This window comes from Comamonas sp. C11, assembly GCF_024496285.1.
GTDB classification, from domain to species: Bacteria; Pseudomonadota; Gammaproteobacteria; order Burkholderiales; family Burkholderiaceae_C; genus Comamonas; species Comamonas testosteroni_F.
The window spans coordinates 5,147,064-5,163,614 of record NZ_CP101743.1; the positions used below are offsets into that span (position 1 = coordinate 5,147,064).

Below are 16,551 nucleotides of genomic sequence, written 5' to 3' on the forward strand. Positions count from 1 at the left end.
GCCCAGCTCGCATCTCCTTTTCCCTGCTGCGCCCCGGCCACGAGCTCTGGCTGCAGCTTTCGCGACCCCTCATCTCAGGGAGTGCCCTATGAACAGCATCCAGAACAACACCGCCATGACCGGCGGCATCGGCGCGGCCCCCGTCGTCTATGGCCAGTCCGATCGCCCGCCACGTGGCGACTACACACGTGCCCATGCCGACTACACCTGCACGCAGGACTATGCCGCCTATACCGAGGCCGAGCATGACACCTACCACCGCCTCTACGAGCGCCAATCCGCGCTGCTGCCGGGCCGCGCCAGCCAGCATTTCATCGACGCCCTGCCGTCGCTGGGCGCAAAGGAACGCATTCCGCGCTTCGAGGAAGTCAACGAGCGACTGTTCAAGGCCACGGGATGGGAGATCGTCGGCGTTCCGGGTCTGATTCCCGAGGTACCGTTCTTCTCGCTGCTGGCCCAGCGCAAATTCCCGGTCACGGACTGGATACGCAAGCCCGAAGAGTTCGAATACATCGTCGAGCCCGACATCTTTCACGATCTCTTCGGCCATGTGCCGCTGCTGTTCAACCCCGTCATGGCCGATTTCATCCAGGCCTACGGAAAGGGCGGCCTCAAGGCCGCCGAGCTCGGCGCCTGCGAGATGCTGTCGCGCCTGTACTGGTACACGGTGGAATTCGGTCTGATCCGTGAGAGCGGCGGCGTGCGCGCCTATGGCGCAGGCATTCTCAGCTCCGTGGGCGAGCTGGAGTACAGCGTCAACAGCCCGCAGCCGCATCGTCTGCCGCTGCAGCTGGAGCGCACCATGCGCACGCTCTACAAGATCGACACCTATCAGCAGACCTATTTCGTGATTGACGACATGCCCCACCTGCTGAACCTGGCCGATGCCGACTTTGCGCCTCTGTACGAGCAGCTGCGTCAGCTGCCCACCATTGGTGCCAAGGAGCTGCTGCCCGGCGAACAGCTGATTTAGTCAGCGGATGTATACCAGCACGGGCCCCGGCAAGCACGAGGTCAAGAGCCGAATTTTCAGATGGAAATTCGGCTCATGTCCTTTTCCGGAAAGCGCATAAAGCTCCATTTTCAATAGCAATCAACGCAGAATATCCAGGCTGCAAGCCCTGCATGACTTGGCTGCGACCTGAAACCCTGACCGCAGCATTGCACCTATAGTGAGCGCCAGAGGCAAACTGCCGCCCACTCACTTCTTCACAATGCAATACCGCTGCAACCAACTGCTGCGCTGGCTTTTAGCGCTCCAACTTTGCATAGGTCTGGCCGTCGCGGCCGAGCTGCCCGCCAATGGCGATATCCAGACCACGTCCATCGCCCAGATTCAACAAGCATCGAACACCCTGGACAAGGTACGCCAGTCGCTCGATGACGCCGACACCTCCGAGACGCTGCAGGCACTGTCCGAAAAAGCCCTGCAGTCCAAACGAGATGCCGACAATGCCGTCACGGCGCTGGAGCCGCTGCTCAAGCAGCTCGACGCTCGCATTGCCCAGCTGGGGCCGGTGGCCGAAGGCAGCGAGGAATCCCCCGAACTGAGCCTGCAGCGCAAGGATCTGGCGCAGCAGCACAGCGAGCTGGACTCCGCGCTCAAGCGCGGCAAGCTGTTGTCCATGGAGGCCAAGCAGACCACGGACAGCATCGAGAAGATCCGCACCCAGCAGTTCAACGCACAAATAGCCCGCAAAGTGGCATCGCCGCTGTCGCCTTCGCTGTGGAAGCAGTTTGCCGAGCATCTGCCGACTGACCTGCAACGCATTGCAGCCCTGGCACGCCAGGGCCGTATCAGCTTTACTGCAGCCATTGCCGAACATGGCTGGTCGGCGACGCTGACCGGCATCGCCCTGGCACTGTTTGTGATGTTTCCGCTGCGCATCGGCCTGCGCTATGCGGGCCGCAAATTTGCGGCCTCCGAACGCGCGCCCAACGGGCGGTTGCGCCGCACGGGTCTGGCCGTCTGGATGCTGGTAGTGGGCACGGCACTGCCCGGCCTGGCCAGTCTGGTATTCATCGAGAGCCTGCGCTCCATAGACGCGATTGCACCGCGCCTGCAGACCGTGGCCGATGCCTGGATTCAATCCTCATTTGTCGCCGCCTTCTTCCTCTCCGTCAGCGCCTGCCTGCTGGTGCCCAAGCGTCCGACCTGGCGACTGCTCAACATCGACGACATCGCCGCCCCTGCGCTCACACGCTTTGCCTGGGGAGCCGCCGGTCTGACCTGGTTCTCCATGATGCTCAACGCGGTGGACATTGCCGCACGCACCAGCGCCGTCAGCAGCGTGGCCCTGGACGGACTGATTGCGCTCGTCTATGCCTTGCTCATCATGTCGGTGCTGATGGTCATCAACAAGCAACGCAAGCGCCAGCAACTGGCCGAGCGTGAGAAAGCCGCTCACCATGGTGACGATTACCGGCCTGCGGCAACCAGCCGCTGGCTGATGCTGGCCTGGCTGGGCGGGCATCTGACGGTGCTGGCCGCGCTCATCGCAGCGCTGATCGGCTATCTGAACTTCTCGGTATTCGCAGCCACGCAAATGGTCTGGATCACCGTGGTGGTTCTGGCGACCTCGCTGCTGATGAAGTTTGTCGACGACCTCTTTACCTGGCTGTGCTCCAGCGAGAGCCGTATCGGCCAGGGCTTCGCTGCCGGCACGGGGCTCAGGCCTTCGCGCCTGGAGCAGGTCGGCGTGCTGCTGTCGGCCTTCACGCGTGTCTGTCTGTTGCTGCTGGGGCTGATGGCGCTGATCGCTCCCTTCGGCAACTCCAGCAGCCTGATCGTACTGGCCGATACGCTGACCAACGGCCTGCCCGTGGGCGACTCCTTCCTGCGTCCCATGACGATTCTGCGCGGCCTGCTGGTGCTGGTGGCGGGGCTGACGCTGTTTGGTGCCTTGCAGCACTGGCTGGTCGAGACCTTTCTGCCCAAGACCGAGCTGGATATAGGCGCACGCAACTCCATCAGCACCGTGGCCCGCTACATGGGCATTTTGCTGTCCGGCCTGTGGACACTGGCGGCCCTGGGCATAGGCTTCGAAAAAGTGGCGCTGCTGGCCAGCGCCTTGTCCGTCGGCATCGGCTTCGGTCTTCAGGCCATCACGCAGAACTTTGTCTCGGGCCTGATTCTGCTGGCCGAGCGTCCCGTGAAGCTGGGGGACCGCGTGCGCATCGGCGATCAGGTCGGCGACATCCGCCGCATCAGCGTGCGCGCCACCGAGATTCAGACCGATGACAAATCCACCGTCATCGTGCCCAATTCGGAGTTCATCACCAAGTCCGTGCAGAACCTGACCATGGATGGCGCGCTGGGCCGCATCTCGATCGCGTTCTCGGTGCCGCTGAACACCGATATCGTCAAGCTGCGCGAGGTGCTGCTGGGCCTCTATGCCGAGCATGAGGCCGTGCTGAGCACCCCGGCCCCTTCAATGTATGTGGACTCCATCAATGGCAGCGTGGTCAACATCACCAGCTTCGGCCATGTCTCCAGCTCGCGCAATGTCTACAGCACGCGCAGCGATCTGCTGTTCGGCCTGCTGCAGCGCTGCGCCGAGCAGAAGATTGCCCTGGTTTCCGCCACCGACATCCACCTGATTCAGGACCCGCAGGCCCGCGCACCCGCATCGGCTGCTGAGGCCCTCCCCTCGGCAACCTGATGCTGCCGCTGCCGCGCCGGCGGTCGCCCCTGCAGTTGCGCCTGCAACTGCAGGCAGTGCTGCCAGACCCGAGGATCAAACAGCAGTTGCATATGCGCTGCATCGTCGACCTGATGACATTGCGCATTCGGCAAGATAGCAAGTTCGGAGGGGAAGACGATGTTGTCGCTGCTGCTGCACCAGCAGCTGAATGACACATCCTCGGGCGGCGGCCCCAGTTGTTGCAGCCAGTCGCTTCCCTCGCGCATGTCCACGGCCGGCAGGCGCTGCGCAAACCGGGCCAGCCAGGCGCCGCCATGCGGCGTGGCCACGGTGACCACATGGGCTGCATGGCGCGCACGCTCGTCGGCATCCAGGCGCTTGAGCCAGGCCCGCACCACCAGACCGCCCATGCTGTGCGCGACCAGAAGCGGCGCGCGATGCGTGCGCTGGACAATCTCCTTCACGCATCTGTCGAGATCGTCCACCATGGCATCGACAGGACTGCCATGCGCAGGCTCCAGCGTCATGGCCATGCAGGGAATGCCGCGTGCCTTGAGCCTGCGCAGCCAGACGGCCCACACGCCACGGTTGCAGAAATAGCCGTGCACCAGTACCACGCCCACCTGTCCTTGCACCTGCTCGCCCTCTCGATCCTCAGGCGCTCCATCGGGCTCTGCATGTTCGCCAAAAGGAATCTGCCAGCCGAACAGCCGCCAGGCCCAGCGCCACTCCGACAGCCAGGCCCGCAGCACGACCATGGCGGGCGGCAGCGGCAATCCACGGCGGCGCAGCACCGCACGCATCATCAGCATCTGCGTGCCCAGTTGCAGCCCGGCCCCGCTCGCAATCAGGCCCGCGCCCAGCAGTGCCACAGCAACTGAGCGCGACCACCAATAGCTGCACCAGAGCAGCAGCGCCAGCCAGCTACCCATCACCACACAGCGCCAGAACCAGGTATTCAAAGCGGCACCTCCTAACGCGCAGCGTAGCAAGCATGTCGTTCAACGCCTAGGACAAGCCCCCGTAGACCCTGACAGAGCGCATCCGCAGAATCAGCCGCAGCGCAGGTTTTGCACGCTGGCCTTCTTTGTTCAACCCGCCGCCCGCTTCCCAGGACGACGTGCGGCTTATGCAAGGTACCTCTTCTATGGACGCTGCCGCTCCCTGGTTCAAGAACTATCCGCCCAATGTGCCGCACGATGTACAGCCCGAGCAGTACCGCTCGCTGGTACACCTGCTCGAGGAAGCCTTTTCCCAGCATGCAGAGCGTCCGTTTTCGGTCTGCATGGACCGCTGGATGAGCTATGCCGAGCTGGACAAGCTATCCGCACAGATGGGGGCCTGGCTGCAGAGCCTGGGCCTGGAGCCAGGGGCACGCGTGGCCATCATGCTGCCCAATGTGCCGCAGTTCGCCGTCAGCATGGCCGGCGTGCTGCGCGCAGGCTTTACCTGCGTCAACGTCAACCCGCTCTACACCGCGCGCGAGCTCGAGCATCAGCTCAAGGACTCGGGGGCCACGGCCATCATCATCCTGGAGAACTTTGCCCACACCCTGGCCCAGGTGCTGGAGCGCAGCCATATCCGTCATATCTGCCTGACCGGCATGGGCGATCTGCTTGGCGGCCTGTATGGAAACTGGATCACCTTTGCCGTGCGCCACCTGGCCAAGATGGTGCCGGCCTTTGACCTGCCCCTTGGCTCGGATTCAGGCGCAGGCAGCCAGCAGCGCCAGGTCACCCAGTTCAGCAAGGCGCTGACCGAGGGCGCTGGACGCAAGCTCATCCCCAGCACGGCCACGCTGGACTCGATTGCCTTTCTGCAATACACGGGCGGCACAACAGGCCTGTCCAAGGGGGCAGTACTGACCCATCGCAATATCGTCGCCGCCACGCTGCAGGCCCATACCTGGTTCACCCCTGCGCTGGAAGGCAGGGTCAAGGCCAATGAGACCCACATTGTTGCGGCCTTGCCGCTCTATCACATCTTCGCGCTCACCGTGAGTCTGTTCGCCATGCGACTGGGAGGCAGCCTGAGCCTGATCCCCAACCCGCGCGATATCCCGAAATTTGTGAAGGTGCTCAAGAAGCGGCCCTTCCATGTGCTGCCTGCCGTGAACACCTTGTTCAATGCGCTGCTCAACAACCCGGATTTCCGCCAGCTCGATTTCTCGCAGCTGTTCATCTCCCAGGCCGGCGGCATGGCGGCGTCCGAAGGCACGGCGCGTCAGTGGCAGCAGACCACGGGCTGCGCCATGATCGAAGGCTGGGGCATGAGCGAGACTTGTGCCATAGGCACGAACAATCCCGTGACCAACAAGGAGTTCACAGGCACCATAGGCCTGCCTCTACCTGGCATCTCGGTCGCCATCAAGGACGATGAAGGCCGCAACCTGCCCAACGGCCAGGCCGGCGAGCTGTGCATCAAGGGCCCCAACGTCATGCACAGCTACTACAACCAGCCGGCAGAGACCGCCAAGGCCTTCACGGCCGACGGCTATATGCGTACCGGCGATATCGGCGTGCTGGACGACGAGGGCTACACCCGCATCATCGACCGCAAAAAGGACATGATGGTGGTCAGCGGCTTCAACGTCTACCCAAACGAGCTGGAAAACGTCATCTCCATGTGCCCCGGCGTGCTCGAATGCGCAGCCGTGGGCGTCAAGGACGATCAGCAGGGCGAATCCATCAAGGTCTATGTGGTGCGCAGCGACCCCTCGCTGACGGAAGACCGGGTCATGCGCTACTGCCAGGAGCAGCTGACAGGCTACAAACGGCCACGCTATATCGAGTTCCGCGACGAGCTGCCCAAGACCAATGTGGGCAAGATCCTGAGGCGCGAGCTGCGGTCGAACTGAGTTTTTTCAGAAAATTTACGAGTTTTCCCGAAGGTCTCCAAAGTTGCTGCTAGAATTGCGGTCTTCGGGTGATTAGCTCAGCGGTAGAGCACTGCCTTCACACGGCAGGGGTCACATGTTCGATCCATGTATCACCCACCAGTTATTGCGTGATTAGCTCAGCGGTAGAGCACTGCCTTCACACGGCAGGGGTCACATGTTCGATCCATGTATCACGCACCAGACAAAGCCTCTTGGGACAAAGTCCCAAGAGGCTTTTTCTTTGGCCGGCCACATTTAGCGGCCCATTGCATAATGGTTCTTCCGCAGCAGGCCCCGCCTGACAACAAGAAGATCACTATGAGAGAGACACCCACCCTGGCCTGGAGCGACGCACTGCTGATGGGCCACGGCGCCATGGACGAGATTCACGAGGAGTTCGTGCAACTGGCGGGCCGGCTCGAATGCGCCAGCGACGAGCAGTTGCCCGGGTTGCTCCAAACCATGGAGGCCCATCTGCAGCACCACTTTGCCGAAGAGGACCAGTGGATGCTGAGCACCGGCTTTCCTCCACGCGATTGCCATATCGACGAGCATGCGGCCGTGCTCAAGTCCGTGGCGGAAGTCCGCGTCAAGCTCGCCGACGGCAATGTCGCGCTCTGCCGCGATCTGACCAAAGCCCTGGTGGACTGGTTTCCCGGCCACGCTACGCATCTCGATTCAGCCCTGGCGCACTGGCTGTCCAAGCAACGCTTTGGCGGCAAACCCGTGGTGATTCGCCGCAACATCCTGTCTTCGGCCGAATCGCACTGAGCAGCACTGAGCAGCCCCTCCGCGCGACAGCTGCATGATGAGCGGCCTGCTAGGCTTGAGCAAAACACAAAGCACCGCACAGGAGACCAGTTCGATGAATGCATCCCCGGCAATGCATGTCCCACTGCCACCCGGCATGACCGTGCTGGAGCGCGGCTGGCTGTCGGCCAACAACATCGTCTTTGCCGCGCAGGCCGGCGATGCCGAAGGCGCTGCCGTCATCGATACCGGCTATGTCACGCATAGCGCGCAAACCCTGGCGCTGATCGAAAGCACACTGGCAGGTCAGCCGCTGACGCGCATTCTCAACACCCATCTGCACAGCGACCATTGCGGCGGCAATGCCGCACTGCAGCAGGCTTATCCACAGGTGCAGACCTTGATCCCTCCGGGTCAGGCCGAACAGGTACGCAACTGGGACGAGGCCGCCCTCAGCTATGCCCCCACGGGCCAGGAATGCCCGCGCTTTGCCATCACCGGTCTGCTGCAGGCCGGCAGCACGGTGCGCCTGTCGGGCCGCGACTGGCAGATCCATGCAGCCCCCGGCCATGATCCGCATTCGGTGATTCTGTTCGAGCCCGACAGCCGCATCCTGATCTCTGCCGATGCACTATGGGAAAACGGCTTTGGCGTGGTCTTCCCCGAGATCGAAGGCATTGCCGCTTTTGACGAAGTCACCACCACCCTGGACGTGATCGAGCGCCTGGAGCCCCGCCTTGTGGTGCCCGGACACGGCGGCTTGTTTGGCGATGTGCAGGCGGCTCTGGGCATTGCCCGCAAGCGGCTGGCCAGCTTTGTACAGGCGCCGGAGCGCCATGCCAGCTATGCCGCCAAGGTGCTGCTCAAATACAAGCTGCTGGAGTGGCAAAGCATCAGGGTGCAAGAGCTGAAGAACTGGGTTCATGCCACCCCCTATTTCGGCACCCTGCACCAAAACTACTTCGATGCCCAAACGGCACAGCAATGGCTGGACAGCCTGATCGAGAGCCTGGTGGCCAGCGGCGCGGCCGAGCTGCGGCGCGATGCAGCCGGTACTCCCATCCTGCTCAACCGCTGACGCGGGTCGGATGACGCACGATCAGTGAAGCTCGATGGCGGCAGGAAGAGCATCGAGTGCTCGGCGTCCCAGGACTGCGGATCAGGAAGGCGGTTGCCTCCTCAGTCATTCGCGCTCAGTTCCTCGTGGTGGGCGGCCTCGCCCTGCTTCCAGTAGGACGCAATCCGCATGCGCTTGGGATTGGCACCGGACTTGGCCAGAATGCGCTTGCGCAGATCGGCCATGGCACGATTCTCGCCCGCCGCCCAGACAAAGCCGTCTCCTTCGGGCAGTTCCAGCGCATCCACCGCATCGGCCAGCGAACTCACCCACTGCAGGTCCAGCGCAGCAGCGCTGCTCCAGCGGCGCTGGTCTGCCGGGTTGCCGATCTGCACCCGCACGATGGCGCGGCTGCCGGCCGGCAATTCCGCCAGGCGGCGCTCCATGGCGGGCATGGCGCTTTCATCGCCCAGCAGCACATGCCAGTCCAGATCGGCGGGCACGACCAGGCTGCCGCGCGGGCCGGCCAGACCCAGCCACTGACCGATGGGGGCTGTGCGCGCCCATTCCACGGCGGGGCCCGAGCCATGCTCGGCGAACTCCAGCTGCAGCGTGTTGCGGGCGGCGTCGTAGTTCAGCGGCGTGTAGTCGCGCATGGTGGGGCGCTCGCCGGCTATATGCGGGCGACCGTCGACCATCTGCGGCAGATTGGGCCTATCCATCCCGGCCTGAGGCAGGATGAGCTTGGTGTGGTCGTCAAAGCCAGCGCTGACAAAGCCTGCCAGTTCGGGGCCGCCCACGGTCAGGCGGATAAAGCCGGGGCTGAGCTGCTCGCGCGCCAGCAGCTGCACATGGCGGGAGCGGAATTCGTGGCGTACACGCTGCATGATGGACACTGTCTCGTTGTTGGACATGATTTTCATTAAGTTGATAAAGTCCACCAAATATCCCTTAATAAGTTGACTAAGTCAACAAACAACCTTTCCCACCATGAGTTCATCCATCGCCGCCGATGTGTTTGAAGTGCTGCACGATCTGCTGCACCTGTTTCGCGCGCGCCTGCTTGAGTCGCTTGAAGCAGTGCAACCAGGGCTGACCTTCAACGAATTCCGCATCCTCATGCACACCGGTCGCCACCCCGGCATCACGCAAAAGGAACTGGTCGAGCACAGCCACACCGACAAGGCCCAGATGGCGCGTACCCTGGCCCAGTTGCAGGACAAGGGCTGGCTGGAGCGCTCGGCCAGCGAATCCGACAAGCGCGTGCGCTGCCTGCAGCTCAGCGCCAGGGGGCAGCAGTTGTTCGATCAGCTCAGACACCGGCGCGAGCAGATAGCCACCGAGCTGCTCAGCGACTTTCCCGAAGCCCAGCAGGGCTTGCTGCATGGGCTGCTGCTGCAAGCCAGGGACAGCGCCCAGGCTACGCGACCGTAAAGACTCTCAAATAAGAAGCATCCGGCGCTTGCTGCTCGATGATTTCAATGCTCTAGCAACTTGAAACACATATAGGAAAGGCGGCAGTAGCTCTCATATCCGAAGTGAAGCGAGTGCCCGCCTACCCCGACCATGTTGCTGTGCAACAACGCCAGACATGATTCTCCGTAAATTTTCGCAAAGTTTTATTAAGAATCATTATCATTCAATGAATTCGTACCCGAGTACGCTTCAGCCAGCCAGGACTTCGCCCGGACGCCACCCGTGTCTGCGGTCGCATCACAAGTGCAGACAGCCCGTACCAGCCAGCCATCTGTCTTCACTCCTAGTCCTTTCAACATGGCTCAATCCAACATCTATATCCAAAGCCGCAAGCATTCCGCAGGCCGCTTGCCTTCCTCCGCCGGCCTGGTCGCCTGCGCCACCGTGCTGGCCGGTGCCACCCTGGCACTGCCGGCTCTGGCCCAGTCTGCGGAAACCGCACTCAAGGAAGTCAGGGTGGAAGGCAATGCCGACACCGGCTACACACCGGGCCAGCTGTCCTCGCCCAAATTCACCCAGCCGCTGGTCAACACCACCCAGACCGTCAACGTCATCAAGGAGCAGCTGCTGCAGGAGCAAGGCGCCACCACGCTGACCGAGGCGCTGCGCAATGTGCCCGGCGCCGGCACCTTCTACGCAGGCGAGAACGGCAACACCAGCACGGGCGACGCCGTCTATATGCGCGGCTTCGACAGCTCCAGCAGCATCTATGTGGACGGCGTGCGCGACATCGGCTCGATCTCGCGCGATATGTTCAACATCGACCAGGTCGAAGTCACCAAGGGCCCGGCCGGCACGGACTACGGCCGCAGCGCGCCCACCGGCGCCATCAACCTGGTGAGCAAGCAGGCCAATCTGAACAACGGCTTCGGTGGCTCGCTGGGCCTGGGCTCGGCCAGCTACAAACGCGCCAGCATCGACCTGAACCGCGTCGTCAATGCCGAGACCGGCACGGCCGTGCGCCTGAACGCCATGGCGCAGGACGCCAATGTGGCGGGCCGCAACGGCATCGAAAACAACCGCTGGGGCATTGCACCTTCGATTGCCTTCGGCCTGAATTCGCCCACCCGCGTGTTCGTGAACCTGCTGCACATCAAGCAGAGCAATGTGCCCGACGGCGGCGTTGCCACCATCGGCCTGCCCGGCTACACCTCGCCCGACGCTGCAGGCTATGCAGGCCGCCGCGCCTTTCTGGATTCGGCAGCACGCGTCAACAGCAAGAACTTCTACGGCACGGCCTCCGATCACGACGATGTGACGGCCACCATGGCCACGCTGAAGGTGGAGCATGACTTCACATCCACCACCAAGCTGCGCAACACCACGCGCTGGGGCGAGACCAAGCAGGACTATCTGCTCTCGGCCATCATGGGCCAGGGATATTCTGTGGACGGCGTGCTCGGCAGAAATGGTCTGCAGACTCCCAATCCCGCCGATCCATCCACATGGTCGATGGCGCGCCTCATCAACACCAAGGATCAGGTCAACCGCATCCTGACCAATCAGACCAATCTGAGCACCAGCCTTGCCACCGGCAGCGTGCTGCATGATCTGAGCCTGGGCCTGGAGCTGACACGCGAGGAACAGACCAATTACGGCCTGGCCGCCTCGGGCTCGGTACCCAGCCGGGTCAGCGTGTACAACCCCGACGCCAGCGTCACACTGCCTGCCTATGTACGCAACGGCGCCGACAGCAAGGGCAAGACCGACACCGTGGCCCTGTATGCCTTCGACACGCTGAAGTTCAACGACCAGTGGCAAGCCAATCTGGGCCTGCGCCTGGACCGCTACAAGACCTCGTACAACGCCATGGCGGTCTGCACGGCCACCTCGACCACCCAGCCCTGCGGCAGCAAACCTGTTGGCACCGTGGTGCCCACCACCTCGGACGGCCTGAGCAAATCCGGCACCTTGCTGAGCTGGAAGGCAGGCCTGCTCTACAAGCCCGCCCCCAATGGCAGCGTGTACATGAACTACGCCCTCTCGCAGCAGCCCCCGGGCGGCAGCAACTTTGCGCTGTCGGCCGCCGTGAACAATGCCGCCAACCCGAATATGGACCCGCAGAAGGCCAAGACGCTGGAGCTGGGCAGCAAATGGGAGCTGATGGAAAAGAATCTGATGCTCAGCGGCGCGCTGTTCCGCACCGAAGTAACCAACGAGATCGTCACCAACTCCGACGGCACCGTGGGCCAGACCGGCAAGAAGATCGTGCAGGGCCTGGAGCTGGGCGTGATCGGCCAGATCAACAAGGCCTGGGGCGTGAGCGCGGGCTACACCGTGCAGAACACCAAGGTCGACACCGGCGCCCTGGTGGCAGCCGACGCCAGCAACGGCCTGACCTATACGCCCAAGAATGCCTTCAGCCTGTGGAGCACCTACCAGTTGCCCTTCGGCCTGACGATCGGCGGCGGCGCGCGCTATGCGGGCGGCCTCAAGCGCGGCACCGACGGTGCCGTGGGCACGCCCAACCACACGGACGCCTACTGGGTGTTCGATGCCATGGCCAGCTACCGCGTGAACAAGAATCTGGACATCCAGCTCAATGTCTTCAATCTGTTCGACAAGGACTATGTGGCAGCCATCAACAAGAGCGGCTACCGCTACTTCCCCGGCATTGCACGCTCGGCCCGTCTGACGGCAAACTTCAAGTTCTGATTGGAAGTTCTCCCCCTGAGGCGCTCCGCGCCTTCCCCCTCTCTGGCGCTGAGCGCCGGAGGGGGACGACAGCCTCGCTGCGCGGCGGCGCTTGCTCGCTGTCTCTTGCCTGGATCGCGCCGTCTTCAGCGACAGCGATCCACTTTCCGACTTGCAGCCTCGCCCAAGCGGGGCTTCTCCATTTCAAAGAATTCTCACCATGATGCTGCATATCCCCCATGTCCTGAGCCGCGAGCAGGTCGCCAGCATGCGTGCCGCCATCGATGCCGCGGACTGGGTCGACGGCCGCGCCACCGTGGGCAGCCAGGGCGCCCAGGTCAAGCGCAACCGGCAACTGCCCGAGCACTCGCCCGTGGCCCAGGAGCAGGGCCGCATCATCTTGCAGGCGCTGGCAGCCAGCCCGCTGTTCTTCAGCGCCGCCCTGCCCGCGCGCACCATGCCGCCGCTGTTCAACCGCTACAGCGACAGCGAAACCTACGGCCTGCATGTGGACGGCGCGGCACGCCGGGTCGCGGGCTCCGAGCAGTGGCTGCGCACCGATGTGTCCTGCACGCTGTTTCTCTGCGAGCCCGAGGACTACGAGGGCGGCGAGCTGGTCGTGGTCGACACCTACGGCACGCACGAGGTCAAGCTGCCTGCGGGCGATCTCATCCTCTACCCCTCCACCAGCCTGCACCGGGTCGAGCCCGTGACTCGCGGCGAGCGGGTCTGCTCCTTTTTCTGGGCCCAGAGCATGGTGCGCGACGACGCGCGCCGGGCCCTGCTGTTCGAGATGGATCAGGCCATCACCGGCCTGCGCGGGAAATTCGGCGAAACCGGGGAGACCGTGAGTCTGACCGGCCACTATCACAACCTGTTGCGGATGTGGGCCGAAACCTGAGAACGTGTTCTGGAACCGGCTGAACTGCTCAGGGCTTGTGCTTTTCGGCGCAGCCGACCAGGTGGTTGTGCATGCTGGTCATGCACTGGTACATATCGCGCGAGCGTCCCGTGGCGGCCTTGCAGTCGCTGACCGTGGCCTGCGAGCGCAGCTTCACGAAGTTGCCCGCCGAGCTGTCGTACTGGGCCTGGGTGATATAGCCGCCCCTGAGATTTTTCTGGCCGTTTTCCAGCATGGTCTCGATCTGGCTGCGGATGTTGTCCACCGCCAGCGCGCAGTTCAGCGCCACTTCCTTGCCATCGACCTTTCTCAGGCCCTGGGCCAGACCGTCGGCCATTTCCTGAGCGCCCTTGGGCAGCTTCCTGGTGCCGTCTGGATTGCGAGCCTCAGGTCCTTCGCCAAAGCGCCCCGCGCCCGCACCCGAGCTGCCGTTGGGCGAGACCTTGACCCGCGATGCATCCGCCTGCTGCGGAGGCAACTGCGAGCCGTAATGCGTCTGCCCCTGCGCATCCACCCATTTGTAGACTGGCTGTGCCATCAGGGCACCGGCCCAGACCAGTCCCAGCGTGGCGATGAACACGCGGACTCTTGCTGCTGACATTGCGTCTTTCTCCCTCACTCGGTATGGGTCTGCCATGCGCAGAACCGATATTTGTAAAGAAGTGTAAACAATAATCAGGAATATAAAAACAGGAGCTGCCTGCGCTTTTTCACCTTTGATTTCATACATAAAACAGTTTGAAATCGATGAGTGAAAGGCGCTGACAGCTCCTGATTCAGAAGCTCATGTCGCTCGTGAAGCGCTCAGCCTCAGAACTTCATGTTCGCCGTGATCCAGAAGGTACGCCCGGCCTGGGTCACACCGGACACCGAGGAGCCGCCCTGGAAATAGCTGTTCACCCAGGTCGGCGTGCCGTTGATGCTCACCTGCTGGTACTTGCGGAAATCCTTGTCGAACAGATTGAAGATGCTGGCGTTGATGCTCAGGCTCTTGTTGACCTGATAGCTGCCGCCCAGATGGAACAGCGCATAGCCCTTGATATCGCCCACGGCATCGAACACGGCCTTGTTGGCGGAGCTCAGATTGTCGTAGGAGCCGCTGAAGCGCGGGCTCTTGCTGCGGTACTCGCCGCGTGCCCACAGGCGCCACTGGCCGGTCGGCGTCCAGTCCAGCTGGGCGCTGGCTATGTGCTTGGCGGTGTTCGCCAGCTGGCCGTTCTTGCGGCCTCCCTCGATCACCTCGCTGTTGGTCCAGGTGTAGCCGGCCTTGACGGCCCAGTCCTTGGCCAGCTGGGCGCGGCTGCTCAGCTCCAGACCCCAGGTCTTGGCCTTGTCCACGTTGATGGAGTAATCGGCCGTGGGGTTGAAGGCGCAGCTGGAGATGGCCGAAGTCAGGCAGGAGCCGCCAGAGGCGATCTTGTCCTTGACATCGTTGTGGAAGAAGGTGGCCGCGCTGGTCCAGCCTGCCTTGTTGTCGAACAGGGCCGACAGCTCCACATTGGTGCTGGTCTCGGGCTTGAGGTTGGGGTTGCCGATATTGATGGTCTGGCCCTGGCCGCTAATGCCGCTGACACCGTCGATCAGCTGATTCAGGCGCGGAGCCTTGAAGCCCTGGCTCACGCCGCCCTTGAAGGTCCAGTTCGTCGTCGCATCCCAGACCAGATAGGCCCGCGGGCTGAACTGGCCGCCAAAGGCGTCATGGTGGTCATAGCGGCCGCCCAGCGTGGCGGTCAGGCCCTGACGCAGGCGCCACTCGTCTTCCACGAACAGCGCCCACATGGTCTGCTTGTGGCTTTGCGGCAGCAGGCCATCCTTGAGCTTAGCATCCCAGAACTGGCCGCCCACGGTCAGCATATGGGCATCGCCCACGGGCGCCACCAGCTTGCTGTCCAGCACCAGATTGGTGGTCTTCAACTCGCGATCGGCGCCAGCACGCGGGTCGCCCTTGGGCACCGAAGCGCCGGGAATGGTGCGGCCAATGGTCTCGGTTTCGGTGTGCATCAGGCTGCTTTCCAGCGTGCCGAAGCCCAGGCGGCCGGTATGACCGATGCTGATCTGATCGCGGTTGAAGCGCAGGGCGTCGCGGTAGCCGGGCAGCTTGCTGGGGTCGGTGATGACCGCATCACGGCTGCCCAGACGGCCATCTTCGTTGTTGTACCAGGTGCGGCCCTGATCCACATCCAGCCAGATGTCGTGATAGCGGTTGGGCGTCAGCGTCAGCTTGGCACCCAGGCTGTGCTGGCGGCTTTGAGCCGGCGCGGGGTTGCGTGCCTGTGCGGGCTGGGCGGCGCCAGGGGCCAGCACCCAGTCGGAAGCATCGCGGTTGAAGGTGCTGCCGCGCACGGCCAGGCCCAGCACGTCCTGCTTGATGGGGCCGTTGATGTAGAAGCTGCTCTTGTACTGATTGCCCCATTCGCTGTCTTGCGGAATGCCGGCGCCCACGCTGACTTCGCCGCCCCACTCCTTGCTGACCTTGCGCGTGATGATGTTGATCACGCCGCCCATGGCGTCCGAGCCATAGAGCGTGGACATGGGGCCGCGAATGACTTCGATACGCTCGATGGCCGACATGGGCGGCATGAAGCTGGTCAGTGCGGCGCCGAAGCCGTTGGGCGTGACGTCGCCCGCCACGTTCTGGCGGCGCCCGTCGATCAGGATCAGCGTGTAGTCGCTGGGCATGCCGCGAATGCTGATATCGAGACCGCCGGTCTTGCCGGTGCCGCCCATCACATCAATGCCTTCCACGCCCTGCAGGGCTTCGGCCAGATCGCGGAAGTTCTTGGTCTCAAGCTCCTGGCGCGTCACGACGGAGATGGAGGCCGGGGCATTTTTCAGCTCCTGCTCGAAGCCGGAGGCCGAGACCACCACCTCCTCCATGGTGGACTCCCTGGCTTGGGCAAAAGCATTGCCCGCACATGCGGCGGCAGCGGCCAGGGCCAGTAAACGGGGTTGCCAGCGAATATGGCGGGCGCGGCTGAAAGCTGCGTTGGACATGATGACTCCTCGGCCTGCCTCGGGCAGGTCGTTCACAGATACGGGTAGGAAGCGGCGGCCCGGTGGGCCTTCTGGACAGCTGGCAGGCAGCTAAAGGGAGACAAAGCCGAGGTTGTATGTGACGTTATGGGCTCTGACGGTTGCAATTATGTACTTTTGTAAACGCAAACCAATCTCATTCGCCATCTGTTTGTAGGTTATTTGCCTACATGAGACT

General features: G+C 62.9%; 12 protein-coding genes and 2 tRNA genes. 10 read left to right on the forward strand and 4 right to left on the reverse strand.

Translation table 11 applies throughout. The features are described from left to right. Positions 1-88: 88 nt before the first annotated feature. Positions 89-973 carry a phenylalanine 4-monooxygenase gene (phhA, locus tag NOX35_RS23750; protein ID WP_182284678.1) on the forward strand — a complete coding sequence of 295 codons (885 nt, stop codon included), beginning with the start codon at positions 89-91 and terminating at the stop codon, positions 971-973. A 241-nt stretch (positions 974-1,214) separates the two neighbouring features. Beyond that, the gene (locus NOX35_RS23755) at positions 1,215-3,662 is read left to right on the forward strand and encodes a DUF3772 domain-containing protein (protein WP_256494955.1); all 2,448 of its coding nucleotides are present in this window, start codon (positions 1,215-1,217) and stop codon (positions 3,660-3,662) included. Here the strand turns inward: NOX35_RS23755 and NOX35_RS23760 are convergent. Continuing rightward, entirely contained in the window at positions 3,602-4,606 is a 1,005-nt protein-coding gene (locus NOX35_RS23760) for a triacylglycerol lipase (protein WP_182284680.1), read from the reverse strand. The genes NOX35_RS23755 and NOX35_RS23760 overlap by 61 nt on opposite strands. Before the next feature lie 185 nt (positions 4,607-4,791). Here NOX35_RS23760 and NOX35_RS23765 point away from each other — a divergent pair, with 185 nt between their 5' ends. The 5 genes from NOX35_RS23765 to NOX35_RS23785 all read left to right on the forward strand — a co-directional run bounded on the left by NOX35_RS23765 (position 4,792) and on the right by NOX35_RS23785 (position 8,350). Then, positions 4,792-6,501 (forward strand): AMP-binding protein, encoded by a 1,710-nt coding sequence (locus tag NOX35_RS23765; protein ID WP_256494957.1) that lies wholly within the window; start codon positions 4,792-4,794, stop codon positions 6,499-6,501. Positions 6,502-6,567: 66 nt separating this feature from the next. Next, positions 6,568-6,642: transfer RNA gene (locus NOX35_RS23770), tRNA-Val, on the forward strand. 6 nt (positions 6,643-6,648) lie between these two features. Further along, a tRNA-Val gene (locus NOX35_RS23775) sits at positions 6,649-6,723 on the forward strand. A 117-nt stretch (positions 6,724-6,840) separates the two neighbouring features. Continuing rightward, positions 6,841-7,293, forward strand: coding sequence for a bacteriohemerythrin (locus NOX35_RS23780; protein ID WP_256494959.1), 453 nt, complete (start codon positions 6,841-6,843; stop codon positions 7,291-7,293). A gap of 94 nt (positions 7,294-7,387) precedes the next feature. Next, complete coding sequence (locus NOX35_RS23785; RefSeq protein ID WP_256494961.1) at positions 7,388-8,350, forward strand: MBL fold metallo-hydrolase; 963 nt, start codon at positions 7,388-7,390, stop codon at positions 8,348-8,350. A gap of 101 nt (positions 8,351-8,451) precedes the next feature. Here NOX35_RS23785 and NOX35_RS23790 read toward each other — a convergent pair whose 3' ends face one another. Next, a complete protein-coding gene (locus tag NOX35_RS23790) occupies positions 8,452-9,252 on the reverse strand; it encodes a siderophore-interacting protein (RefSeq protein ID WP_256494962.1) in 801 nt (266 codons plus the stop codon). A gap of 67 nt (positions 9,253-9,319) precedes the next feature. Between NOX35_RS23790 and NOX35_RS23795 the strand changes: the two genes are divergently transcribed. From NOX35_RS23795 to NOX35_RS23805, 3 genes are all read left to right on the forward strand, one after another. Further along, entirely contained in the window at positions 9,320-9,763 is a 444-nt protein-coding gene (locus NOX35_RS23795; protein ID WP_256494963.1) for a MarR family winged helix-turn-helix transcriptional regulator, read from the forward strand. Between the two features lie 339 nt (positions 9,764-10,102). Beyond that, positions 10,103-12,460 carry a catecholate siderophore receptor Fiu gene (locus tag NOX35_RS23800; protein ID WP_256494964.1) on the forward strand — a complete coding sequence of 786 codons (2,358 nt, stop codon included), beginning with the start codon at positions 10,103-10,105 and terminating at the stop codon, positions 12,458-12,460. 199 nt (positions 12,461-12,659) lie between these two features. After that, positions 12,660-13,340, forward strand: coding sequence for a Fe2+-dependent dioxygenase (locus tag NOX35_RS23805; protein ID WP_182284686.1), 681 nt, complete (start codon positions 12,660-12,662; stop codon positions 13,338-13,340). 28 nt (positions 13,341-13,368) lie between these two features. Here the strand turns inward: NOX35_RS23805 and NOX35_RS23810 are convergent, their stop codons facing one another. Both NOX35_RS23810 and NOX35_RS23815 read right to left on the reverse strand, forming a co-directional pair. After that, complete coding sequence (locus NOX35_RS23810; RefSeq protein ID WP_256494965.1) at positions 13,369-13,941, reverse strand: DUF4124 domain-containing protein; 573 nt, start codon at positions 13,939-13,941, stop codon at positions 13,369-13,371. Positions 13,942-14,150: 209 nt separating this feature from the next. Next, positions 14,151-16,334, reverse strand: a complete 2,184-nt coding sequence (locus NOX35_RS23815; protein WP_256494966.1) for a TonB-dependent receptor domain-containing protein — start codon at positions 16,332-16,334, stop codon at positions 14,151-14,153. Positions 16,335-16,551: the final 217 nt, after the last annotated feature.